Source organism: Amycolatopsis sp. SB7-3 (assembly GCF_041021335.1).
GTDB lineage: Bacteria > Actinomycetota > Actinomycetes > Mycobacteriales > Pseudonocardiaceae > Amycolatopsis > Amycolatopsis japonica.
Map to the genome: position 1 here is coordinate 82,008 of NZ_JBFPJQ010000009.1, position 22,995 is coordinate 105,002.

General features: G+C 67.1%; 18 protein-coding genes. 9 read left to right on the plus strand and 9 right to left on the minus strand.

Annotated features, from left to right (window positions below):
* Positions 1-44: 44 nt before the first annotated feature.
* The 5 genes from AB8M46_RS38165 to AB8M46_RS38185 all read right to left on the minus strand — a co-directional run bounded on the left by AB8M46_RS38165 (position 45) and on the right by AB8M46_RS38185 (position 6,038).
* Entirely contained in the window at positions 45-194 is a 150-nt protein-coding gene (locus AB8M46_RS38165; protein WP_394363343.1) for a ferredoxin family protein, read from the minus strand.
* Positions 195-344: 150 nt separating this feature from the next.
* On the minus strand, positions 345-2,855 hold the full coding sequence (locus tag AB8M46_RS38170; RefSeq protein ID WP_394363344.1) for an FtsX-like permease family protein: 2,511 nt from the start codon (positions 2,853-2,855) through the stop codon (positions 345-347).
* A gap of 16 nt (positions 2,856-2,871) precedes the next feature.
* Positions 2,872-3,660, minus strand: a complete 789-nt coding sequence (locus AB8M46_RS38175; protein ID WP_394363345.1) for an ABC transporter ATP-binding protein — start codon at positions 3,658-3,660, stop codon at positions 2,872-2,874.
* A complete protein-coding gene (locus tag AB8M46_RS38180; protein ID WP_394363346.1) occupies positions 3,660-4,640 on the minus strand; it encodes a hypothetical protein in 981 nt (326 codons plus the stop codon). The genes AB8M46_RS38175 and AB8M46_RS38180 overlap by 1 nt, the downstream gene beginning before the upstream one ends.
* Positions 4,641-4,790: 150 nt before the next feature.
* A complete protein-coding gene (locus AB8M46_RS38185; RefSeq protein WP_394363347.1) occupies positions 4,791-6,038 on the minus strand; it encodes a glycosyltransferase 87 family protein in 1,248 nt (415 codons plus the stop codon).
* Positions 6,039-6,194: 156 nt separating this feature from the next.
* On the opposite strand from AB8M46_RS38185, the gene AB8M46_RS38190 reads away from it, so the two are divergent.
* From AB8M46_RS38190 to AB8M46_RS38210, 5 genes are all read left to right on the plus strand, one after another.
* A complete protein-coding gene (locus AB8M46_RS38190) occupies positions 6,195-7,379 on the plus strand; it encodes a histidine kinase (protein WP_394363348.1) in 1,185 nt (394 codons plus the stop codon).
* Positions 7,376-8,026, plus strand: a complete 651-nt coding sequence (locus AB8M46_RS38195; protein ID WP_394363349.1) for a response regulator — start codon at positions 7,376-7,378, stop codon at positions 8,024-8,026. The genes AB8M46_RS38190 and AB8M46_RS38195 overlap by 4 nt, the downstream gene beginning before the upstream one ends.
* A 90-nt stretch (positions 8,027-8,116) precedes the next feature.
* On the plus strand, positions 8,117-9,562 hold the full coding sequence (locus tag AB8M46_RS38200; protein ID WP_394363350.1) for an MFS transporter: 1,446 nt from the start codon (positions 8,117-8,119) through the stop codon (positions 9,560-9,562).
* Positions 9,555-10,619 (plus strand): methyltransferase, encoded by a 1,065-nt coding sequence (locus AB8M46_RS38205; protein WP_394363351.1) that lies wholly within the window; start codon positions 9,555-9,557, stop codon positions 10,617-10,619. Before AB8M46_RS38200 ends, AB8M46_RS38205 begins: the two co-directional genes overlap by 8 nt.
* Before the next feature lie 4 nt (positions 10,620-10,623).
* Positions 10,624-11,772: a nucleotide disphospho-sugar-binding domain-containing protein gene (locus AB8M46_RS38210; protein WP_394363352.1), complete on the plus strand. Its 1,149-nt coding sequence runs from the start codon at positions 10,624-10,626 to the stop codon at positions 11,770-11,772.
* A gap of 43 nt (positions 11,773-11,815) precedes the next feature.
* Here the strand turns inward: AB8M46_RS38210 and AB8M46_RS38215 are convergent, their stop codons facing one another.
* Positions 11,816-12,613, minus strand: a complete 798-nt coding sequence (locus AB8M46_RS38215; RefSeq protein ID WP_394363353.1) for an SDR family NAD(P)-dependent oxidoreductase — start codon at positions 12,611-12,613, stop codon at positions 11,816-11,818.
* A gap of 30 nt (positions 12,614-12,643) precedes the next feature.
* Positions 12,644-13,840, minus strand: a complete 1,197-nt coding sequence (locus tag AB8M46_RS38220) for a cytochrome P450 (protein WP_394363354.1) — start codon at positions 13,838-13,840, stop codon at positions 12,644-12,646.
* A gap of 68 nt (positions 13,841-13,908) precedes the next feature.
* On the opposite strand from AB8M46_RS38220, the gene AB8M46_RS38225 reads away from it, so the two are divergent.
* Genes AB8M46_RS38225 through AB8M46_RS38235 form a run of 3 tightly spaced genes read left to right on the plus strand, consistent with a single transcriptional unit; the run spans position 13,909 to position 16,848 of the window.
* Positions 13,909-14,970 (plus strand): NAD(P)-dependent oxidoreductase, encoded by a 1,062-nt coding sequence (locus tag AB8M46_RS38225; RefSeq protein WP_394363397.1) that lies wholly within the window; start codon positions 13,909-13,911, stop codon positions 14,968-14,970.
* A complete protein-coding gene (locus AB8M46_RS38230) occupies positions 14,970-15,986 on the plus strand; it encodes a methyltransferase (protein ID WP_394363355.1) in 1,017 nt (338 codons plus the stop codon). The genes AB8M46_RS38225 and AB8M46_RS38230 overlap by 1 nt, the downstream gene beginning before the upstream one ends.
* Before the next feature lie 4 nt (positions 15,987-15,990).
* Positions 15,991-16,848: an LLM class flavin-dependent oxidoreductase gene (locus AB8M46_RS38235; protein WP_394363356.1), complete on the plus strand. Its 858-nt coding sequence runs from the start codon at positions 15,991-15,993 to the stop codon at positions 16,846-16,848.
* A gap of 18 nt (positions 16,849-16,866) precedes the next feature.
* Here the strand turns inward: AB8M46_RS38235 and AB8M46_RS38240 are convergent, their stop codons facing one another.
* On the minus strand, positions 16,867-18,201 hold the full coding sequence (locus AB8M46_RS38240) for an FAD-dependent oxidoreductase (RefSeq protein ID WP_394363357.1): 1,335 nt from the start codon (positions 18,199-18,201) through the stop codon (positions 16,867-16,869).
* Between the two features lie 429 nt (positions 18,202-18,630).
* On the opposite strand from AB8M46_RS38240, the gene AB8M46_RS38245 reads away from it, so the two are divergent.
* Positions 18,631-20,481, plus strand: coding sequence for a BTAD domain-containing putative transcriptional regulator (locus tag AB8M46_RS38245; protein WP_394363358.1), 1,851 nt, complete (start codon positions 18,631-18,633; stop codon positions 20,479-20,481).
* Between the two features lie 22 nt (positions 20,482-20,503).
* Here the strand turns inward: AB8M46_RS38245 and AB8M46_RS38250 are convergent, their stop codons facing one another.
* A complete protein-coding gene (locus tag AB8M46_RS38250) occupies positions 20,504-22,384 on the minus strand; it encodes a BTAD domain-containing putative transcriptional regulator (protein WP_394363359.1) in 1,881 nt (626 codons plus the stop codon).
* Positions 22,385-22,995 lie beyond the last annotated feature (611 nt).

The window sequence follows — 22,995 nt, forward strand, 5'->3', positions numbered from 1 at the left end:
CGGCGTTCCGGACGGGCGAAACGTCCGTCCGGAACGCCGTGTCACTACGGGTTCCCTTGACCGAAGAACGACTCCGCGCGCACCATTGATTCCCGTTCGCCGTCCGGCACGTCGCTTTCGAAGAAAATCGCCTCGACGGGGCACTCCGGTACGCAGGCACCGCAGTCGATGCACTCCACCGGGTCGATCACCATCTGAGCCCCCGAGTCGTGAATACAGTCGACAGGGCAGACGTCCACGCACGACCGATCCTTGACGTCGGTACACGGACTGGTAATCACATAGGTCACAGGATCGCTCCTCAGCTGAATTCGGCTCGCGACGCGAACCGTCCGGACGTACCGTCAGTCGACGGTGATCGCACGTACCACGTTCACCCGCGCCGCCCGGCGGGCGGGCCAGGAGGCCGCCAGCAACCCGCCCAGCGAAATTCCGAGCAGGGCCAGCAGAATCGTCGGCGGCACCACGAGGTCGAACACCCCGCGCGACAGGATGAAGTTCTGCATCATCGCGCCGAGCACGACGCCGACCACGACGCCGATCACCCCGCCCAGCGCGGCGATCAGCACGGATTCGACGCGGACGAGCCCTCGGATCTGCCGCCGGGTCATCCCGGTCGCGCGGAGCAGGCCCAGTTCCCGGCCGCGCTCGAGCACCGAGAGCGACAAGGTGTTGATGATGCCCAGGAAGGCGATCAAAACGGACAGCCCGAGGAGCCCGGTGACCGCACCGAGGTACACGTCCACCTCGCTGATCCGGCTCCGCACGTACTCCGGTGCGCTCATGACGGCGAGATCTGAACGGGCGGCGAGAGCTTTTCGCAAGGCCCCTTCCATGGCCGCCCGGTCGGCACCCGGCTCGGTCGCCACCACCATGGGGTTCCCGTCGCCCGGCCGGAAATGAGTGTCGGCGAGCGCGGGCGGCACCATCAGCTGCCCCAAAAACGTCGCTTCGGTGAAGATCCCGGTGATCTCCACCGGTGTGCCCGCCCCACCGGGCGAACTCAGTTCCACCCGCCGCCCCAGCGACCAGCCCCGCTCCTCGGCGACGGCCTTCGCGACGAACACGCCTCGCGGCAGATCCGTGAGGCTGCCTTGTTCGAGTTTCACGGCGACGGTGCGGCCGAACGCGGCGAGATCTGTGCTGCCGGCGCGAATCTCCTTGCCGTCGACGAGAACCTGATCGGTGCGCAGGGTGCTGACCGCGGTCACGGAGGGCACCTCCTCCACGAGCCGTTTCGTGTCTTCGCCGATCTGGCCGCCTGCCACGTTGGTGACCACGATCCCGCCGAGGAGGGCGCCGCCGAGATCGCGTTCGCTGATCGTGGAGATGGTCGTCGAGAAGATGGTGATGCCGATGGCGATGGCCACGCCGATCGTCAGCGCGGTCGCGGTCGCCGCCGTCCGCCGGGGATTGCGCTGGGTGTTGCGGAGCGCCATCCCGCCGAGAGTCCCCCGCCGCAGCGGCCTGCCGAGCAGGCCGATCACCGGACCACTGAGCCAGCGAGCGCAGATCACCGCGCCCAGCAGCAGCCCCAGGGCCCCGAGCATGCCGGACGCCCGGCAGGCGGTGCCCTCGCCCAGCGTGGCGACGATCAGCAGGAGGGCCGACAGGATCACGACCGCGAGCCCGGTCCGCAACAGCCACCGCGAGCCCTTTTCCTCCTCGAGCCGTTCGCCGCCCAGCGCCGCCACCGGAGGCACCGAAGCCGCCCTGCGCGCGGGCAACCAGGCGGCCACCACCGTGGTGCCGGTGCCGACCAAGAGCGTGCCGAGCACGGCGGGCAGGCCGATCACCACGCCGCCATCGAGGGCGGGGTTCAGGTCCGCCGCATACGTCATCACCGGAAGGGCGAGCAGGCTGCCGATGGCCAGTCCGGTCACGGAACCGAGCAACCCCACGACGGCGGCTTCCAGCAGCACCGAACGGCGGACCTGACGCCGCGTCGCGCCGACGGCGCGCAACAGCGCCAATTCACGCCCACGACGGGCCACCAGCATCGAAAAGGTGTTCACGATCAACGTGATCCCGACGACCAGTGCGATTCCGGTGAAGGCCAGCACGGTGGCGGACAGTGCGGAGGAGATCTCCGAGGTCGTCGCGCGTAGCGTGGCGCTGAGCCCGGCACGATCCACGGTGGTGAAGCCGGCGGGCACGGCACTCGCGACGGCATCCGCCACCGCGCTCTCCGGCGTTCCCCGCGCCGCGGTGATCTCGACGCTGGTGAAGCTCCCCGGACGTAGCAGCAATCGCTGCGCGGTCGCGGTGTCGAACGCCACGGTGGGGGTGGAGCCCGCCTCCCGGCCGTGGGGCCGGTAGTCGTAGACGCCCACCACCGCGGCTTGGAGCTTCCCGCCGCGGTAGAGCACGGTCGTCGTGTCGCCGACGGCGATTCCGCCTGCGGTGGCGACGGAGTCCGCCAGGACCACCTCGGCCGGCCCGGCCGGGACACGGCCGGTGACCATCGACATCCGGTCCGTCCCGGTCCAGTTGCTGCCGGTCATCCTGACTTCGAAGCCTTCGGACACCAGGACCTTGCCGTCCGCGCCCGCGACCGCGGCGTAACCCTCCACGACGCCGGTCGCCGCGGCCACCCCGGGAATCCCGGCCAGCCCGGCGCGTTGTCCCTCGGTCAGCGGTATCCGGTTCTGCCCGCCTTGGCTGAGCTGTGCCTCGTCTTCACCGACGCCGCGCCCCAGGGGCGTGACCAAGACGTCCAGGCCGTCCCGCAAGGGTTCCTGCCCCTCGGACAGGCTCGTGCTGACGACCAGCGCGCCGGACACGAAGGTCGCGCCCAGGAGCACCGTGATGAACGTGAGTACCAGGCGGGACCAGTTCCCCCGCAAAGACGCCATGACGGTTCGCCACATGTCAGAACGCCTTGAGGGCGCGGGCGGTGGACGACGCGACGCCTGGCCCGACCGCGCGGTCGAACTGGAGCATCCGCGCATGGACGCGCTCGGCCGTCGGTGCCTCGAGGCTGTCCAACAGTGCGCCGTCGGCGAGGAAGACGACCTGGTCGGCATAGGCGGCGGCGAGCGGATCATGCGTGACCATCACGACCGTCTGGCCGAATTCATCGACCGCGCTCCGCAGGAATCTCAGGATCTGCCCGCCGCTGCGGGAATCCAGGCTCCCGGTGGGCTCGTCGGCGAAGATCACTTTCGGCCGGGTGATCAGCGCCCGCGCACACGCCACCCGCTGCTGCTGGCCACCGGAGAGCTGTCCCGGCCGGTGATCGAGCCGTTCGGAGAGCCCGAAGGCCGCGACCAGATTGTCGAAGTGCACGGGATCCGCCTTACGGCCCGCGATCGTCAGCGGCAGCACGATGTTTTCTCGAGCCGACAGCGTGGGCACCAGGTTGAAGGCCTGGAAGATGAACCCGAGTTCCGTGCGGCGCAGCACCGTGAGCCGGTCATCGTCGAGCCCGGTCAGCTCGGTGTCGCCTACGAAGACCTGGCCGCCGGTGGGGACGTCCAGACCGGCGAGGCAGTGCATCAGCGTGGACTTGCCGGAGCCCGACGGCCCCATGATCGCGGTGAACCTCCCGGCCGGGATGTCCAGGCTCACGTTGTCCAGCGCGGTCACGCCGGCGCTCCCCTCGCCGTAGATCTTCAGCAGCGCGCGGGCCCGTGCTGCGGGCGGTTGCGTTTCCCCCATCAGTTCTTTCCTCCTCGGTAGTGCTCGGCGGCGGCACGATCCGGGGCGGGGACACGCTGTCCCGGCACGCCCGCGCTGTCGCCTGCCGTCTTCTTCTCCCGTGCGGCGCGTTCGCGCGCGACGTTCTTCTTTCCCCAGCGGGTTTTTCCGCCCGGCTTGAAAACAGACAGGTAGGTCGCCGTCCACAACGCGGCCGAGAACGCGATCATGCAGATCAGCAGCGTCAGCCCCGTACCACCGGGTTCGGCGGCCGGATCGACGGTCCGCTCGGCGAGTTCCTGCACCCATTGGCTTTCCACGATCGCGACCGCCGGGATGCACAGGGCGATCACGAGTTTGAGCAGCACCCACCAGTGCTTGACCAGGCCCCATTTACTGCCCAGCGAGACCACCAGGCCGGTGAGAATGGACAGCATCATCGTGGGAATGACGATGAAAAGATCGAAGACGTGCATCAATTCGTAGGCGCCGTGCCGCAGTCCGGCGTTTTCCGTCGTGTAGCCGACGGCGCTGAGCACCACCATGGACACCGCGATACCGAGCCAGCTCACCGAGAGCCCGACGTGCAGCATGACCCAGAGCTTCCGCTTGCCGGGGGACAGTCTCGGAAAAGCCGGACGCAGGAAGCCCAGGATCAGCGCCGAGAACAGCATCCCGACGAGCGGGAGCGGGCCGGGAAAGCTGAACAGGAACTGCACCGGAATGAACAGCAGATGGAAAACGATGGCGACCCGGCGCGCTCGCGAGGTTCCGGAGCGCAGCGCGCAATAGGCCGCGACGGCGGCGGCGAAGAGATAGCCCGCGAAGCCGACGCTCTGGACGAGCGGGAGGATGGCGTTCTCACCGGGGAATATCACCACGGCGTTGAGAGCCGAGAACGCGGCGAACGCCCATTGTGTCCGCGTCTGCGGGACGGTCAGTCCCGGGGCGATCGCCGGCCGTGTTCGGACATCGGCGCCCGTCCTGTCCGCGGGATCCATGCTGGTCACCTCTCCTGTTCTCGTCTCAGGCGGCCGTCATTCCAAGGTCCGTTTCGCCTGTGATTCGAATCTAGGAGCACCAGGGCGACGCCCGCGTCGCACGAAGTGATCTCATTGATGGGCCGGAAGTCGTTGGGATGGCGCCGTCGGCTACATCGATCGATTGACATCCGGCTCGAGCGGAACGCGAACGCGGGGCAGCCACACGGGCAGCAAGGCCACCGCCACCGCGGTGAGCGTGAGGTAGCTCGTCAGCGCCACCGCCACTTGGTCCCCGGCGGTCAGGTCGGAAGTGTCTTTGCCCAGCACCGACAGCCAGTAGACCGGCACCAGCCACCACAGCGTCACCACCGTCAGCACCACCTTCGGCAGCACGGACCCCGCCCGCCAGGTGGCGACCGAGAGCCAGGCCAGCAGGGGTACGATCCAGATCGCGTGATGGGGCCACGAGATCGGTGCCACCGCCAGCCCCGTGAACGCCGCCACCAGCAACCCGGCAAGGTCGTGGCCCAGTCCGTGCGCCCAGCGCGCGGTGAGCAGGCCGAGCAGGGCGACCACCAGGCAGGCCGGCAGCCACCAGCCGGGCGCGGTGGCGGAACCGGCGAGCCGCGCGAAAAGGCCGGGCAACGACTGGTTGACCGCCGCGCTGATATCGGTCACCCTGCCGGTGTCCAGCAGCAGGCCCCGTAGCCAGTACGCGCTGGAATCCCCGGGCAGGACGAGGAATCCGACGGCGACCGTGCCACCGAACGCGGCCGTGGCGCGCAAGGCGCTCTTGCGCCGTCCGGTGCACAGCAGATAACCGATGAAGATCAACGGGGTGAGTTTCATTCCGGCCGCGACGCCGATCAGCACACCTCGCCCTCTCTCGGGCATCCGCCGCGAGAAATCGAGCAGGACGAGCAGGACGATGAAGATGTTGACCTGTCCCAGCATCAGATTCATCAGCACCGGCGTGAGTACCGGCGCGGCGACCATTCCCAGCACCACCAGGCGCAGACGGCGGTTTCGGGCGGTGACCCCCGCGAGACCGAATGAAATCCACAGGATCACGCCGAGTCCCAGCAGCGAAGCGTACGTCCAGAGCACTTCCGCGAAGCCGGCGGGAAGCCAGGACAAAGGGGTGAACACCACCGCGGAGAAGGGGGGATAGGTGAACGCGACTCCGGTCAGAGTCGCTGTATCGACTTTCAGCTCGTACAGTGGAACATCGTCGAAAACCGCTTTCGCGACCTCGTGATAGACCTGGAAGTCGGCCATCCAGAGCGGTACTCCGCCCAGCGTCGGCACCACCACGGCGGTCATCACCAGAGCGACGAGCGCGATGACCAGGCCCGCCCGCCGAAGCGTGGGAATTCTCCCTGTTCCGGCGGGAACTCCGGCCACCCTCTCGGACATGTTCTCCTCCAGCTGGATTCTCGCCGACCGCGGGTCAGTCCAGGGTCTTCCGCCGGAATCACGGAACGCTGGTAATTCGCTCCAAAGGGGGCGACCGACCCGATACGCCAGGACGCTTGTGCCCGTTCCACTTGATCATTCCTCTAGACTCGGAGAATGACCTCGCCGAGCTCCACCCCACGGTGGTGGGCGTGGAAACCATCGGGACGCCGTCACGCGATCATCGATTCCGCGGTGGCACTGGCGTGTGTGATCGGCACCTTCGTCTGGTCAGGACCACAGCAGTTCGCCCCCGACTTCGGTTTCCCCCTGATCGGCGGCGACAACCGGCTCGTCGCCGCGATCCCGATCGCCCTGCTGACGGGTGCCGCGGCGATGGTACGCAGGCGCAGGCCGTTGTTCCTGGTGGTGGTCAGCCTGGTGAGCTGGACGATGCTCTCGGCCATCATCGGTGTGGTCTTCGGCCTGTACGCGCTGGCTGCTTTCGAGACGTCGCGACGGCTGATGGCGGTCACCGCCGCGATCGCGCTGGTGACAGTGGGCTTCCCCTTCTGGCGCCTCGGCGGCTTCGACGCGAGCGTTCCGATCAGCACGGCGCTCTGCCTGGCACCGACGTTGCTCGGCCTGTGGAGCTTCACCCATCGCAAGCTGGTGGGCAATTTGCTCGAACGCGCCTCCCGGCTGGAGCGCGAACGCGATCTGCTCGCAGAGCAGGCCCGTGCCGAGGAACGCACCCGCATCGCCCGCGACATGCACGACGTGGTCGCGCACCGGGTCAGCCTGATCGTTTTGCACGCCGCGACCGCCGAAGTCTCGGGGGACAGCGAGAGGCTGCAATTGACCAAGAAGATCCGGTCCATCGGCAGGGACGCGCTCAGCGAACTCCGCCAGGTTCTCGAGGTGTTGCGGGTCGGTGACGCCCCGCTGTCACCCCAGCCCCGTATCGAGGACATCGCCGGGCTGGCCGCTCAGTCGAGGGCCGCGGGCGTCCGGGTCGAGGTGGAAACCCTCGGAGAGGTCTGCCCCTTGCCCTCCATCGTGGAACAGGCAAGCTACCGAGTCGCCCAGGAGGCGCTGACCAACGTGCACAAGCATGCGAAGAACGCCGACACCCGAATCCGCATGATGTACGGCCCGGAGGAGTTCCGGCTGACCATCACCAACCAACGGCCGGCGTCACTCCGCGTGCCGGACACCTTGCCCAGCGGGGGTTTCGGGATCATCGGCCTTCAGGAACGGATCAGGTTGATCGGTGGCACGCTCAGTTGCGGGGCGACCTTCAACGGCGGGTTCGAGGTCGAAGCGGTCGTTCCGCTGCCGTCGGCGGGATCCGGCTCGTGATCCGGGTGATGGTGGTCGACGACGAATGGATGGTGCGTTCCATGCTGCGCACCATCCTGGAGGCGGCAGGCGACATGTCGGTGGTGGCCGAGGCACCCGACGGGATCTCCGCCGTCGTGGAGGCCGAACGACACCAGCCGGACGTCGCCCTGGTCGACATCCGGATGCCGGAGTCGGACGGGCTGGCCGCGACAGCGCGACTGCAATCCTTACCGCGGCCGCCGAGGGTCATCGTCCTGACCACGTTCGATCTGGACGAGTACGTGCAGACGGCGCTTCGTAACGGCGCCGTCGGCTTTCTGCTCAAGGACTCCGCGGGCGATGACATGATCACCGCGATCCGAGCGGTGGCCGCGGGCGACGCCATGCTCGCACCGAGTATCACCCGGCGTCTCCTGCACACCTTCACCGAACGGGAGCCGTCCCGTCAGGTCACCGCCCTGGAACAGCTGGACGTGCTGACCGACAAGGAACGCGAGGTCCTGGTCGCGTTGGCGGAAGGGCTCGCCAACGCCGACGTCGCGAGCCGGTTGTACCTGAGCGAAGCGACCGTCAAGACGCATGTGAGCCGCATCCTGAGCAAACTGAAGCTGACCAACCGCGTGCAGGCCGCGATCCTCGCCCACCGCGCGGGCCTGGTCAGCTGAGCGGGAGCGCGGTCCACCGAGGTTCAAGCGCGATCCCAGGCCGCCCCCTGAGCATCGGTCAGCACGCTGACGCCTCAGGAAAGTCGGCCGATGACCCCCTTGGACCTCCGTATCACCCCTGGCACCCACCACCCCCGGCGCTGGGCGGCACTGGTTCCCGCGTTGCTCGCCTGCTACATGGATCTGCTCGACGCGACCATCGTCACGGTCGCGCTTCCCGCGTTCGAGGAAGACCTCGGTGCGAGCCCGGCGATGCTGCAATGGGCCTCCGCCGGCTACACCCTGGCGTTCGCCGTTCTGCTGATCACCGGTGGCCGGGTCGGGGACATCTTCGGCCGGAAGCGGGCCTTCCTCACCGGAATGGGCGCCTTTCTGCTCACTTCGGCGTTGTGCGGGCTGGCGTCGAACCCGGAAACGCTGGTGGCCTTCAGAATCCTGCAGGGGGCGGCAGCGGCGATGATGATCCCCCAGGTACTGAGCTTCATCCAGGTCGGGTTCCCGTCACCGGAACGCCCGCGGGCCTTGGCGATGTACGGGATATCGCTGGCGTTGGGCGGGATGACCGGTCCGGTGCTCGGGGGGCTGCTGATCCAGGCCGACCTTGCCGGCCTCGGCTGGCGCGCCGTGTTCTTGATCAACCTTCCGGTCGGCGCGGCCGCCTTGCTCGGCGCGATCCGGCTGATGCCGGAATCTCGGTCCGAATCGTCGCCGAAGCTGGACTTGGTCGGTGTACTGCTGGCCACCGCGGCCTTGATGGCGGTGATGTATCCACTGGTGCAAGGGCACGAGATCGGGTGGCCACTGTGGACATTTCTTTGCTTCGCGGCCGCACCGCCGATCTTCGCGCTCTTTTTGCGGCATCAGCGGTTCCGTGAACGCGACCGAGGCGCTCCGCTCATCCCGCCGCGGATCTTGCGTCATCGCGGTATCCGCGCGGGTCTCCCGCTCGCACTGGTCTTCTTCGCGGGTACCGGCCACACCTTCGTGTTTTCGCTTTACCTGCAGGGAGGTCTCGGCTATTCGCCCTGGATGACCGGGCTCACGCTGTTCCCGTCGTCCCTCGGCATCGTCGCGGGATCGATGCTGTCCATCCGGCTGGCTCCGCGACTGGGCAGACGAGTGGTGTCGATCGCGGCGCTGGTCAAGATCGCCGGCGTGCTCGGCGTGATCTATCCGATTCACGTCCTGGGGCCGGCCTTGACCCCGTGGGCGCTCGTACCGGGCGCGATCGTCATCGGGGCCGGTATGGCCATGGTCAGCGCGACCCTGGTGAACATCGTGCTCAGCAGAGTCCCCCTGCCGGACGCCGGCGCGGCGTCCGGCCTGATGACCACCGCACTGCAGGTGGGTTCGGCGATCAGCATCGCGGTGCTCGGCACGGTCTTCTTCGGATCGCTCACCGGCACGGGTGACCACCGGCGGGCGATCGAGGCGGGCCTCTGGGTCTGCGTGGCGTTGTTCTTCGCCAGTTTTCTGATGAGTTTCCTGCTTCCGCCGTCCATGAACGACCGATCCCGAGGTGATGATCATGTGTGATGCCGACTGGAAGACCGTTCGGGCGACCGCTTTCGACGGTGCCCCGGTACTCGGCCCACCGGCCGTCCAGAAGGTGATGGAGCTGGCCTGGGGTATGTGGGCGAGCGGCGTGATCCAGGCCGCGGCGAAACTGCGGATCGCGGATTCCGTCGGCGACGAGCCGGTGCGCGTCGATCGGCTGGCGGAAGCGATCGGAGCCGACCCGAGTGCCTTGTCGAGGCTGATGCGCGCGCTTTCCGCCTACGGCGTCTATCGCCAGCTCGAACCCGGGCTCTACGAGCACACGGAGGCGTCCCGGGCGATGCGCTCCGACGCGCCGGTGCGCGTCGGGGACGTGATGCTGACCGGCTCGTACTGGGGCTGGCAGATGTGGGCGAAGCTCGATGAGAGCGTCCGCACCGGTGAATGCGCTTTCCGGGCCACCTATGGCAAGGACCTCTTCAGCTACTTCGCCGAGGACGACAACGAGGCGGGCGCGGCCACTTTGCGCGGATACGCTGCCCAGTCCGTCGCCCTGCATCCGGCGCTGGTCGGCGCACTCGATCTCTCCCGCGTCGGCACGGTCGTCGACGTCGGTGGTGGACACGGTTCCCTGCTGCGTGCGCTGTTGGAGGCGAACCCCGCACTTCGGGGAATCCTCTTCGACCGGGCACACACCATCGAGCACGCGGATCCGGTGCTGAGTACCGGTGCGCTCGCGGACCGGTGCGAACTCGAAGCGGGAGACTGCCTGGTGACGGTGCCGAAGGCCGACGTCTACCTGTTCCGCCAGGTGCTGCACATGTGGGAGGACGACATGTGCGTGCAGGCGCTGAGCAATGTGGCGAAGGTGGCCGAACCGGGCGGCCGGGTGATCCTGCTGGAGCAATTGATCTCCGATCCGCCCGCCAACCCCTGGGACGCGCTGATGGATCTGCACATGCTGCTGGTCATGGACGGCAGGGAACGGACCACGTACGAATACGCCGAACTGTTCGAGCGGGCCGGTCTGCGGTATCGGGGGACCACCGAGACGGGAACTCCGCTTCGGCTGATCGAAGCGACCGTGGGGGAGTGATCGCATGCGGGTCTTGTTCTGCACCTGGGCCTGGCGGTCCCACCTCTTTCCCATGGTCCCGCTCGCCTGGGCGTGCCGCGCGGCCGGGCATCAGGTGCGCGTCGCGAGCCAGCCGGGCTTGACACCGGTGATCCGGCAGGCGGGACTGGACGCGGTTCCGGTCGGACACGACGTCGACGTACCGGGTTTCGTCCGGGAGTACCTGCTACGGCCCGACGGACGGCCCGCCGCGCGGCGGCAGGGAAGGCCGCGGGCGTTGGACATGCTGGTCGAACTGGCCGATTCGATGGCGGACGACCTGGTCGGGCAGGCTGAACGATGGCGGCCGGACGTGATCGTCTACGAGCTGACCACTTGGGCGGGCCCGCTCGCGGCCGCCGCGATCGGGGTGCCCGCGGTGCGCGTGCTCTACGGCGTCGACCTCCTGGAACGGGCGGTGGATTTCCTGCCGGACGCGATCGAGCCGCTCGCCGGACGACTCGGGCTGTCCGGGGTTGACGTACGCGGCAGGGTGACGGTGGATCCTTGCCCGCCCCGGCTGCAGGTCCCCACCGGGTATCGTCCGCAAGAGATCCGCTATGTCCCCTACAACGGGCCCGGTACCGTTCCAGATCCCTTGCCCGCCAAGGGAAACAAGACCAGGATCTGCGTCACGTGGGGGACGACGATGGCCAAACTCGGATCGCGGCGAATGCTGGCGGAGAGGGTGGCGAAGGCCGTGGCCGGCTTGGACGCGGAGATCGTCGTCGCGGTCGCGGAGGAACACACGGAGCTGATCACCGGCCTGCCGGAGGACGTGTGCCTCCTGACCGGTGTACCACTGGATCTGGTGCTGCCGTCCTGCGATCTGGTGCTGCACCACGGCGGGGCGGGTACGACCCTCACCGCGATGACCCATGGCGTGCCCCAGCTGGTGATCCCGCAGCTGCCCGATCACCAGCTACACGGCAGGCAGCTGGCGGCCACCGGCTCCGGGCGGGTCATCGCCGAGGAGGACGCCGACGCGGCGTCCATCCGTGAAGCCGCCGCTGAAGTGCTGGCGGATGGGAGTGCCGGCCGGGCGGCCGCGACACTGGCGGCCGAGTCGCTGTTGCGGCCTCCGCCCGCCGACGTGGTGGGCGTACTGGAGAAGCTGGCCGTCGACCGTGATTGACGCCGATGCCGTGCGGCGGCCGCACCGCCGCACGGCATCGGCGTCAGTGCCCACCCGCGACGTTGACCACGCTGCCGGTCACGTGGCGGTTCGCGTCGGACCCTAAGAACACCACCACTTTCGCCACGTCTTCGGGAAGACCGAACCGCAGCTGCGGGATGCGCTCGTTGAGCACGGCCTGGATTTCGGCCGGACTCAAGCCGGCCAAGGTGGACCGGATCTCCGGCGGCACCTTCGGCAGCAGATTGGCCGTCACGGTGGGCCCTGGCGCCACGGCGTTACTGAGGATGCCGTGCGCCGCCAGTTCGGTGGCCAGGGTCCGGTTCAGCCCGTGCAGCGCCGCCTTGCTCGCCACATACGCTTCCTCACCACGCATCCCGCGATTGACGATACTGGCGGACATCAGCACGATCCGGCCCCAGCCGCGTGCCTTCATCCCCGGCAACACCGCCTGGACGGTGTGGAACGCGCCCTCGACCTCTTCGCGCAGCTGCGTCCGCCAAGCCTCGACGGGCACCGTCTCGAAAGGGCCCCGACGTTCGTCAGGTCCCCGCGCCGGGGAAGCGTTGACCACCAGAACGTCGATGCCGCCCCATTCCGCGGTCACGGTATCGGCCGCCGACCGGATGGACTGTTCGTCGGAGAGGTCGTACGGCAGTGCCAAGGCCCGCCCGCCACTCCTCTCCACAGCTTCGACCACTTCCACCGCGGCGCTCTTGTTGCGGTGATAGGTGAGCGCCACGTGCGCGCCTTCGGCGGCGAAGACCTGCGCCATCGGCCCGCCGAGACCGCCACTGCCGCCGGTGATGAACACCGATCTGCCTGCGAGCCCGAGATCCATTCGTGCCCTCCTTGTCCTCTGACGTGGATTTCACCAGGCGAGCGGGAGCTCGTCCGGCCTGCTGAACGCCAACCCGACACTCCAGTCGAGTTCGTCTTCCGCCACGGCGAGGCGGAGATCCGGGAACCGTGCCAGCAGCGAACGGAGGGCGACCTCCAGTTCGATCCGGCCGAGCTGTGCGCCGAGGCAATGGTGGATGCCGTGTCCGAAGGCGACATGAGGGTTACGGGGGCGGGAAAACCGCATCTCGTCGGGCTCGGGGAACACCGACTCGTCGCGGTTCGCGGCGTTGATCGAAGGCAGGACGGCGTCTCCCGCACGGATCACCACGTCGCCGAACCACACGTCTTCCGTCGCGATCCGCAACGCACCGATACCGCCGCCTGCTTGGGAAAGCCGCAGCAGCTCTTCCACCGCGCCGGGGAGCAGACCGGGTTCACGGCGCAGGTCGTCGAGCCGTGCCGGGTTTCGCAGCAAGGTCAGCACAGCGTGCACGATGCTCGCGGTCGTCGCGTGGTATCCGGCGCCGAGCAGTGTGTAGCCGAACGCCACGAGTTCTTCCTCACTGAGCCGGTCTCCCTCGTCCTGAGCGGAGATCAACACCATCAACAGATCCTCGGTCGGGTGCCGCCGTTTGTCCTTGATCAGCTCCAGCAAGTACGCGGAGAGACTGTCCTTGGCGGCCAGCACCTCGTCCTTCCGATCGGGCGCGAAGCCCAGCATGATGTCGGTCCACGCCCGGAATTGCCCGACGTCGGCCATCGGCACCCCCAGCATTTCGCAGATCACCGTGATCGGCAGCGGCTGGGCGAGACCGGCGACCAGGTCGGCGGGCGGCCCCGACGCGGCCATCGTGTCCAGGAATTCGTTCGTGAGACCTTCGATCCGCGACCGCAGCGCTTCGATCCGCCGGGGGCTGAACGCCCTGGAAACCAGCTTGCGCAACCTGCTGTGCTCCGGCGGGTCCATCACGAAGATCGAACGTGAGCCTCGGGCGATCGGCAGAAGCCGGGGTGCGCCGGGCGCGGTGATCGCCTCACGGCTGAACCTGACGTCCGCGAGGACGTTCCGCACGTCTTCGTGGCGGAGTAGCAACCAGGCCAGATCACCCGTCGGCAGCGTCACCTGACAGACCGGACGCTCGGCCCTCAGTTTCCGATACTCGGCGGGCGGAAGGATCGGATCGGCCACACGGAACGGAAAAGACGGTGCGGGATCGGCAGACATGACGTTCTCCTCGAAGTTCCGCGACGGACGGCGAAGGCACCACGGTGCGCGCGGACGTTGTAGTGCGGATGGAAACTCGCTGGGCACGTTCGATCTCCCGCGGTTCAACGGAGCACCAGCGCGTTTGGAGGCCATGTCGCGAACCTTCGATCCGACGCACGCCGGATCGACGGACGGAGGCATCCGATGTCAAAGGTCATCAGCAGGCCGGGGATCCGGGTATGAAGCCGACGGAAATCACCGTCGTCGGATTGGGCAACATGGGCGCCGCGATGGCGCACCGGCTGCTCGAAAGCGGATTCGCGGTGACGGTCCACAACCGCACGGCGGGGAAGGCGGCGCCCTTGGTCGCGGCTGGAGCGACTCTGGCCGAATCGATCGGTACCGTCGCGCGGGCCGAACTGATCCTGCTCAGCCTGAGCGACGAGGCCGCGGTCGACGAAGTGCTTTTCGAAGACCTGCTTCCCCGGCTGCGCCGAGGAACGTTCGTGATCGACACCTCCGCGGTATCGCCGGGGTACGCCCGCGTGGCGGCGCGTCGGCTGGCGGACGCGGGGGTGCGGCGGGTGGAGGCCAGCGTGGTCGGCAATCCCCGGATGGCCCGGTCCGGCGGGCTTCGGGTGTTCACCGCGGGAGAACGCGACGACGCCGAGTCCGTCCGCGACGTCCTGAACACGTTGAGCCAAGACGGCTTCGTCCATCTTGGACAGCCAGGTCAGGCGAGTGCGCTCAAACTGGCCTTCAATCTCCTGCTCGGCGCGCAGACGGTCGCCTTGGCCGAAGCGGTCGCTTTCGCCGCCGTCGCCGGGCTGGACCGCGGGACACTGCTGGACACCGTGCTGAGCAGCGGCGTCCGATCGCCGGTCTTGGCGTTCCGGGCCGAGTTCATGCGCACCGGAAGCTACGAGCCGGCCGCGTTCCGGGCCCGCCTGATGGAGAAGGACGTCCGGCTCCTGCTGAGCGAGGCACAGGGCGCGGGGGTCACCCTCCCGCTGGCCGACACCCTCGCCCATCGCTACGCCGGCGTCGTCGCGGCGGGCGACGGAGATCAGGACGCCGCCGTCGTCCTGGCGACACACGAAGCCGATGTGCAAGGCACGCTCCCCCGAAACAAGGAGGAATACCGGTAATGACAACCCACGCACCGAGCATCCAAGGCCAGGGCCCGAGTGCCGTTTTCGAGATCGGCACCGCCTTCTGCACCGCGAAGTGCCTTCTGACGGCGCTTGAACTGAGTTTGTTCACCGTTCTCGGCGACGGAGAGCTGACCGCGGAAGAGCTGAGGGTGAAGCTGGACCTGCATCCACGGGGAGCGCGCGACTTCTTCAATGTGCTCGCGGGGCTCGGTCTTCTCGAGAACACCGGTGGGCACTACCGCAACAGCCCGCTTGCCGATCGCCACCTCGTGCGAAGCAACGACGGATACGTCGGTGGCTTCCTCGAACGGGCGAACCACATGCTCTATCCGGCGTGGGGCCGGTTCGGGGAGATGCTGCGGACCGGCAAGCCCACCGCCGAGGCCGACTACATGGAGATGATCAAAGAACCGAACCGGCTCCGAAGTTTTCTCGGCATGATGGACGCGCTCACCAGCCTGATCGTGCCGGAATTGGCCAAAGCCCTCGACTGGTCCGCCTACCGTACCGTGGTGGACGTCGGTGGCGCACGCGGCAATCTCGCAGGCGGCCTGGTGAAGGCGCATCCGCACCTCGCGGGCACCGTGTTCGATCTGTCGGAGATGCGGTCGCCGTTCGACGAGCACATGCGTGCGCTCGGTCTCGAAGGGCAGATCGCCTTCCAGGCGGGTGACTTCTTCACGGATTCCATTCCGCCCGCCGACGTGGTGGTCATCGGCCACGTTCTGCACGACTGGTCGCCGGACGAATGCAGGATGCTGGTGCGCAAGGCTTTCGACGCGGTGCGCCCCGGCGGGAAGATCGTCGTCTACGACCGCATGGTGGACGAGCAGGGCACCGATCTGACCAACTTGATCATCAGCCTCGACATGATGCTGACCACGCCGGGGGGCGCGGAGTACACACCGTCGGAATACCAGAGCTGGCTCATCGAAGCCGGCTTCGACACGACAGAGGTCGCTCCGCTCGGCGAGAACGACACCGTCGTGATCGGCCACAAGGCGGGTTGACCTGGTGGAGATCGGAGTCGGCCTCCCCGCGGCGGTGTGCGGTGTGGCAGGTGAACAGCTGTTGGGCTGGGCCCGGTACGCCGACCAAGCCGGGTTCAGCTCGCTGGCGACACTGGATCGGCTCGTGTACGGCAACTGCGAATCCTTGACCGCGCTGGCCGCCACGATCGGTGTCACCCGGCGGATCCGGCTCGCCGCGACCGTGCTGCTCGCACCATATCGAGGAAATCCCGCTCTTCTCGCGAAGCAGCTCGCCACCCTTGACAGGATCAGCGGCGGACGTCTGGTGGCCGGTCTCGCGGCGGGGGGAAGGGAAGACGACTTCGTCGCCGCGGGCCTGCCTTACGCGCGGCGAGGCCGTACGCTCGACAAGGCAGTGGAGCGAATGACGTCGATCTGGTCGGGTGCGGAGCCCGACGGACTGATCGGCCCGGCGCCTTACCGAGGAAGCCCGCCACTGATCTTCGGCGGGCACACCGAGACCGCGATCCGGCGGGCGGCCCGGTACGGACAGGGATGGATCTCCGGCGGCAGCTCGGCCAGCGGGTACCGGGAACTGGCTGAGCGCGCTCGGCGCGGCTGGGCCGCCGAAGGAAGGGCGGAACGGCCGCGGCTGCTGGCACTGGCCTACTTCGCGCTCGGATCTCGTAGCACCGACGTGGCGCGGCGCTACGTCGGCGAGTACTACGCGTTTCTCGGGGAAAGGGCGACCGAACGGATCACGAAGGGCGTACTGACCGATCCGGCACGGTTACGCGAGGCCGTGGCCGCCTATGCCGACGCGGGCTGTACCGAGCTGATCCTCATGCCGTGCTCGGCGGAGCGAACCCAGTTGGAACTGCTCGATCGGGTCGTGCACTGAAGGCGTGCGCCGGACCTCTCACTGACCTCGTTTGCCGATGGCCAGCATCGCGTCGAGATCCGACACCTTACTCCGATCCCGGCCCTGCGCCCGGCCCCGGTTGATCTCGTAGGAGTCGAGGCGCAGCCAGTCCGACCAGTTCACGAACTCCGTGCCACGGCGATTCAGCAGACGTGGCACGGAGTTCGGATCCGATGCCCGGGAACGGTGTCCGTCCGCGAGATCCTCGATGACACAACGCGCCGTCTCGACCGCGTCCGCCTTGTTGGTCCCGATCACCCCTGTCGGACCGCGCTTGAGCCACCCCGTCACATAGCAGCCGGGGACCGGCCGTGCGCCGCCGTCGACGACCCGCCCCTTGCGGTGGGGCACCGTCCCGGTGCGCCCTTCGAAAGGAAGTCCTGGCAACGGATCCGCGCGATATCCCACGGCTCGGAGGACACTCTGGACCGGAAGCACCTCGTCGGCGCCGCCGCCCGGGCGAGTGTCGGCCAACCGCACTTCGCGCACCGCGCCATCGCCGTCGATCGCGGCCGCACTTCGCCAGAACCTCAGATGGATCCGCCGGGTGGCATCCGTCGTGGGGCGTCGCGCGAACTCTCGCAGAAGGTCGACGTTGGCTCGCGCCTGCCGGTTCGATTCGAGTGCTCGTTCGTCGGCCTCGTCCAACCGCAGCTCCTCTGGCCGCACCAGGACGTCGACACCGCGCAACAGGCCGAGTTCCCGGAGTTCGACGGTGGTGAACTTGGCTTGTACGGGGCCCCGCCTGGCCACCAGGTGGACGTCGGTGACACTGCTGCACCGAAAGCCATCGAGGACATGATCCGGAACGTCCGTGCCTACCAGTTCCCGAGGGTCCTTGGCCAGCAGCCTGGTGACGTCCAGCGCGACGTTTCCCGCGCCGAGCACGGCGACCTGCCTTGCGTGCAACGGAAAATCCACGGGCGCGTCCGGATGGCCGTTGTACCACGCGACGAATTCGCCGGCGGCCCTGCTGCCGGGCAGGTCCTCGCCGGGCACTCCGAGTTCGCGATGCCCGGGTGCTCCGGTCGCGAAGATCACCGCCTCGTAGTGGGTGAGGAGATCGTCGAGGCCGATGTCCAGGCCGAACGTCACGTTGCCGAAGAATCGAACGGCGGGATTCTCCAGCACCCTCCGCAAAACGGTGCTCACCGACTTGATCCTCGGATGGTCCGGCGCCACGCCATAGCGAACCAGTCCGTACGGAGCGGGTAAACGGTCGAACACGTCGAAGGCCCGACGGCAGTTTGATTTCAGCAGGGCCTCCACGGTGAACACCCCCGCGGGCCCCGAACCGACGACCGCTATCCGCGGCGTACCGGCTGACGACACGGTTCTTCCCCCTTCTCCGATCTCCCTTGCCGTCAACGCTAGGTGCGTCGTCGCGCACCGGCATCGGCCGTCGGTCGACCGCGTCCGTGCGGAAAGTCTTGGGGAGCGGGAACCCGGCTACATCGATCGGATGACGCCAATGGGGCGACAACGGATCGCGGGGCCCGCAGGAAGCGGCCGTCTTCCACGTCGCCTGCGGATAAGTGCTGGTCATCGGCTTGCGAAACGTTCGGCCATGGGCCCGAGCGCGGGTTCGGTCAGCCGGTAACAGTCTAGGATCCGCTGTAGTAAGCCACCACCGAACTTCAAGGGCGGGAGTCGTCATACCGGATAGATTGGTGGCACTCACAAGGGCGCCCGAAGGAAATCGATATCCGCACATTACGTACGGGCCGTCGAGTTACCGACAACTGGGGGAGCGTGCTGACGATGGAGGTCAATCTGCTGGGCCCGCTCGAAGTGTCTCGCGAAGGAGTGGTGATCACTCCGTCCGCGCCGAAACTTCGTCGAATGTTCAGCCTTCTCGCGCTGCAGGCCAACAATCTCGTCCGAACCGATCAGATCATCGACGAACTCTGGGAGGACAGGCCGACGACGAGTGCCGCCACGACCTTACAGACCTACATCTACCAACTGCGGAAGTTGCTGGGGCTTTCGCCGGCGCAAGGGGTGCGTTCCGCTCGTGCGGCCGACGTGGGTGGTGCCGCGTTGCACACTCTGACGAACGGCTATGTCCTGACGCTGCCGTCGAATTCGCTCGACTCGAGCCGCTTCGAGCGGCTGGCCCGGCGCAGCCGGGCAGAGCTGGAATCGGGAGCGGTCGAGACCGCGGCTGAGACCCTCGCGGAGGCCTTACGGCTGTGGCGAGGCCCGGCGTTGGCAGACGTCAGCACGGGGCCGATCCTGGACGCCGAGACGCGACGTTTGGAAGAACTCCGCAAAGGCGTCCTCGAGCAGCGCATCGACGTGGATCTCCAGCTGGGCAAGCACAATGAACTGCTCGGCGAGCTCACCATGCTGGGGGCACAGTATCCGACCCACGAGGGTTTCCAGGCGAAATTGATGCTGGCGCTCTACCGGGCGGGCAGACAGGCCGAGGCGTTGCACGTCTACCACCGCACCAGGGACGCGTTGGCGACCGAACTCGGCCTGGACCCCACCGAGTCGCTACAGCGGTTGCAACTCGCGGTCCTGAGCGCGGACCAGAGCCTGTCTCTGTCGACGTCCGGAGGGAGTACGGTCCTCACTCGGCGGGCGAGGCCCCCACGTCAGCTGCCTCCGGAGGGCGCAGTTCTCATCGGTAGACGAGCCGAGAGCACCGCGGCACTGGAGGCGTTGTGCACCGGACGGGGCCGGGCCGCGACGGTCGTCGTCATCGCCGGTGCTCCCGGTGTCGGCAAGACGGCACTCTGCAACCACGTCGCGCATCAGGCCGTGGACAAGTATCCGGACGGACAGTTCTACGCCAAGCTGCTCGACGGCGACGGCAGCCCGGTCGAGCCGGGTGAGGTGCTGGCGGGCTTCCTGCGGGCGGTGGGGGTGGCGGATGAGCGGATCCCCTCGTCGACGGATGAACGCAGCAGGATGTTCCGCACCTGGACCACGGAACATCGGGTGCTTCTCGTGCTGGACGACGCGGTCAGCGCCGAACAGCTGCGCCCCTTGCTGCCGTCGAGCGCGGATTGCGGTGTCCTGGTGACCAGTCGTCGGCGCCTTTTCGTCGCGGCGACGAGTATGACCGTAGAACTGCGGCCGCTCACCGAGCCTGAAGGAATCCAGCTGCTCACCGGAGTTCTGGGCAGTGACCGGGTTTCGAGGGATGAACAGTCGGCCCGGGAACTGGTGAAGCTGTGCGACGGCCTGCCGCTGGCGCTGCATTCGGCCGCCGCGCTCTTGCAGATTCGTCAGCACTGGGCGATCGCGAGAGCGGTCGGCCGGCTGAGCATGGAGATCTGCGAATCGTCGTTCGGCACTGACATTCTCGGCCTGTGGGGCAGTGTCGAACGGAGCTGTTCGGTGGCTCGCCCGGATGCTCAAGAAGCCTTCCGAAGACTGGCCAAAATGGACACTGACTGCTTTTCGGCGGCTCTGGTGGCCGGTGCGTTGGAGGTCGACGAGCAACACGCCGAGTCGCTGCTGGAGGATTTGGCCGAACTGCGGCTGATCGAGGTGGCCACGTTCGACGAACGGATCGGCCATACCCAGTACTGGTTCCTACCCAGTGTGCGGGCGGTCGGCCGCGCGCTGGCCACGCAAAAGGACCTCTGCCTGCTGGCTTGAACGAGCGACGTCGGCCCGGTGCTCAGCCGGGCCGACGTCGGCGCCTATGCGTACAGAACCGCGCTCGGTGCCGCCGGATCGGTGGGCGGCGGCGTGCGGCGTCTTCGACGAGTTCTTCGGCGTAGCAGCGAATCAGCGGATGGAACTCGTAGCTCACTGCCGAATTCGTTTCTCCGGATATTCGAAGGAGCCCGTGATCGACGAGCGTGAGAAGAATCCTGCCGATCTCGAACCGGTCGTAACCGAGAGAGGAGGCTGCCTCGGCTTCGGTCAACGTGGCAGTCCCGGCGGTGGCGAACTTCCGGAACGCGAGCTGGGCTCGTCTCGGCATGTCGCGGTAACTGCCGGCGATCCGTCCTCGTACGTCCAGGTCGTGAAAGGACAAGGTGTCGAGCCTGCGTACACCCTGTTCGAGCTGGTGGAGCACGGTCCGGATCGGCCAGCCGGGCACGGCACTGAGCTGGGCGCCGACCGCTCGCAAGGCCAAGGGAAGACCGCCGCACAACTGGGCTATCCGGTCCACCTGGGCACGTTCGCGTGCGATCCGTTCCCTGCCGACCATCGCAGAGAGGAGCTCCGCACTCTCGGCCGGTTCGAGCGGGTCGAGGCCGACCAAACGTGATCCCACCGCCGGGTGGATCCCCCGTCGGGAGGTGACCACGACAGCGCACCGCGGCCCCGCGGGAATCAGCGGTTGTATCTGTTCGGCGGAGCGGACGTCGTCGAGCACGACGAGGACCCGCTTCATCGACGTCCAAGTGCGGAAGAGCGCTGCCCTGTCCTCCAGGTCGCCGGGCAACCGTCCTTCGGAAAAGCCCGCCGCCCGCAAGAAGGCGCCGAGGATGTCCGCCGGTTCTCTGGCTTCGTCGCCACTCGCACCGAGACAGGCGTACAACTGTCCGCCCTCGAATCGGGCTCGCACCCGTTGCGCGACGCGTACCGAGAAGGCGGTCTTGCCCACTCCCGGCATACCGTGCACCGACAACACTCTCGGTGCGAGGTCTGCGAGTCCGGCTGACGTCAGCCACAGGATCGAGTCCTCGACGAGGCCACCGCGGCCGACGAAGTCAGCACTGTCACTCGGCAGTTGCGCGGGACGTTCGGCCGCGATGACGGCCTGTGCTTTCCTCGGGGCGGTGTTCGGCACCGGCTCGCCCGCCAAGATGGCCTGATGCGCCTGCTGCAGGAAGTGCGAGGGCTCGAGGCCCATTTCCTCGACCATTTCGCGGCGGAATCGCTGGTAGACGCGCAAAGCTTCGTCACGGCGGTGGCAGCGATGCAGCGCGAGCATCAGGTGACCGTGAAACACCTCGCTACGTGGGTTCGTGATCACGAGTTCTTTCAGCTCGCTCAAGAGCTCACGGTGTCGCCCAAGCTGCAGATCCGCTCCGATGCGGAGCTCGAGGGCCCGGAGCCTGCTCTCTTCGAGACCGGTGACATGCGCGGCCAGCACTGCACCGGTCTCCATGGCGCTCATCTCCGGCTCTCTCCACAGGCGCAACGCTTCGCGGAGCGATTCCGCGGCCAGCCGCGGCTCGTCACGCTCCAGCGCGCTCTCTCCTCGTCGTACCAGGTACTGGAACCGGTGCAGATCGAGGCAGGGCGGCGGCATCTCGAGGAAATAGCTCTGCTGTCTGGTGTGCAAGGCGAAACCATGTCTCGAAAGGTGGGCGGGGAAGAGCAGCGAACGCAGTTTATGGATATAGGTGTGCACCGTCGTGCGTGCGCTGGGCGGGGGCCGGTTTCCCCACAGCTCCAGCACAAGGTCGTCAATGTTTACCGGCGTGTTGCTCCGCAGTAGTAAAAGTGTCAGAATTCTACGCATTTTCGGTGCGCTCGGCGTGACATCTTGCCCATTTACCCTGACTGCCAAAGACCCCAGAATTTTGCATTGCAAATCCACCAGTGGATCCTCCCCCCAGGCACGATAAAGGCGAGTCTTTTGACTTTCATGCATATCATGCCAAGAAAGGATGGTATAGGTTTCGGTGTCCCTGTGTCAAGAAACTCAATCAATGGTGAAAGGGCTTCGGTTTTGTGGTCGAGCAGCGAAGCTGAAACCGCGGTTCGCGCGCTGGTCGCAATGAATTCCACGGCGGCAAAGCTCTCTGGAGGCCGAATTCGCAGCAGGTGAGCAGGCTTGTCAGTGTGGTTCCCTTGTTGGGTCTATGTGTTGGACGGCAGCGTGTTCGGCAATCGTCCGGGTGATCCTTGTGCGGCCTGCGTAGCCGGCTCCTGCTGCCGAGTTCTCGCGAAGTCATCGACGGGTGAATCACCGTCACGTACTTGTCACCCTGCTTTAACGTCGCATCGGCTGGGTGTGATGCCCGAGCATGTCGGGCTGTGGGATATGTGCGCAGTTCGGGTTTGGCGCGAATCGCGGCAGTGGTCAATCGACGTCTCATTGTGGTGACTCCATGGGCGCTGAAGTTCCTGCAGAGTCACCGTTCGGAGCGATAGTGCGCCGTGGTGGTCTTTCCGCACTCTGTTTCGGTCTTCGTCGAATAGTGCCGA

Bases quoted from the DNA above. Each gene is read 5' to 3' on its own strand.
- AB8M46_RS38175 (WP_394363345.1), bottom strand. From the start codon at position 3,660: ATGGGGGAAACGCAACCGCCCGCAGCACGGGCCCGCGCGCTGCTGAAG.
- AB8M46_RS38205 (WP_394363351.1), top strand. From the start codon at position 9,555: ATGTGTGATGCCGACTGGAAGACCGTTCGGGCGACCGCTTTCGACGGT.
- AB8M46_RS38220 (WP_394363354.1), bottom strand. From the start codon at position 13,840: ATGTCTGCCGATCCCGCACCGTCTTTTCCGTTCCGTGTGGCCGATCCG.
- AB8M46_RS38180 (WP_394363346.1), bottom strand. From the start codon at position 4,640: ATGGATCCCGCGGACAGGACGGGCGCCGATGTCCGAACACGGCCGGCG.
- AB8M46_RS38185 (WP_394363347.1), bottom strand. From the start codon at position 6,038: ATGTCCGAGAGGGTGGCCGGAGTTCCCGCCGGAACAGGGAGAATTCCC.
- AB8M46_RS38225 (WP_394363397.1), top strand. From the start codon at position 13,909: ATGGAAACTCGCTGGGCACGTTCGATCTCCCGCGGTTCAACGGAGCAC.
- AB8M46_RS38215 (WP_394363353.1), bottom strand. From the start codon at position 12,613: ATGGATCTCGGGCTCGCAGGCAGATCGGTGTTCATCACCGGCGGCAGT.
- AB8M46_RS38245 (WP_394363358.1), top strand. From the start codon at position 18,631: ATGGAGGTCAATCTGCTGGGCCCGCTCGAAGTGTCTCGCGAAGGAGTG.
- AB8M46_RS38170 (WP_394363344.1), bottom strand. From the start codon at position 2,855: ATGGCGTCTTTGCGGGGGAACTGGTCCCGCCTGGTACTCACGTTCATC.
- AB8M46_RS38210 (WP_394363352.1), top strand. From the start codon at position 10,624: ATGCGGGTCTTGTTCTGCACCTGGGCCTGGCGGTCCCACCTCTTTCCC.
- AB8M46_RS38190 (WP_394363348.1), top strand. From the start codon at position 6,195: ATGACCTCGCCGAGCTCCACCCCACGGTGGTGGGCGTGGAAACCATCG.
- AB8M46_RS38200 (WP_394363350.1), top strand. From the start codon at position 8,117: ATGACCCCCTTGGACCTCCGTATCACCCCTGGCACCCACCACCCCCGG.
- AB8M46_RS38165 (WP_394363343.1), bottom strand. From the start codon at position 194: ATGGTGATCGACCCGGTGGAGTGCATCGACTGCGGTGCCTGCGTACCG.
- AB8M46_RS38230 (WP_394363355.1), top strand. From the start codon at position 14,970: ATGACAACCCACGCACCGAGCATCCAAGGCCAGGGCCCGAGTGCCGTT.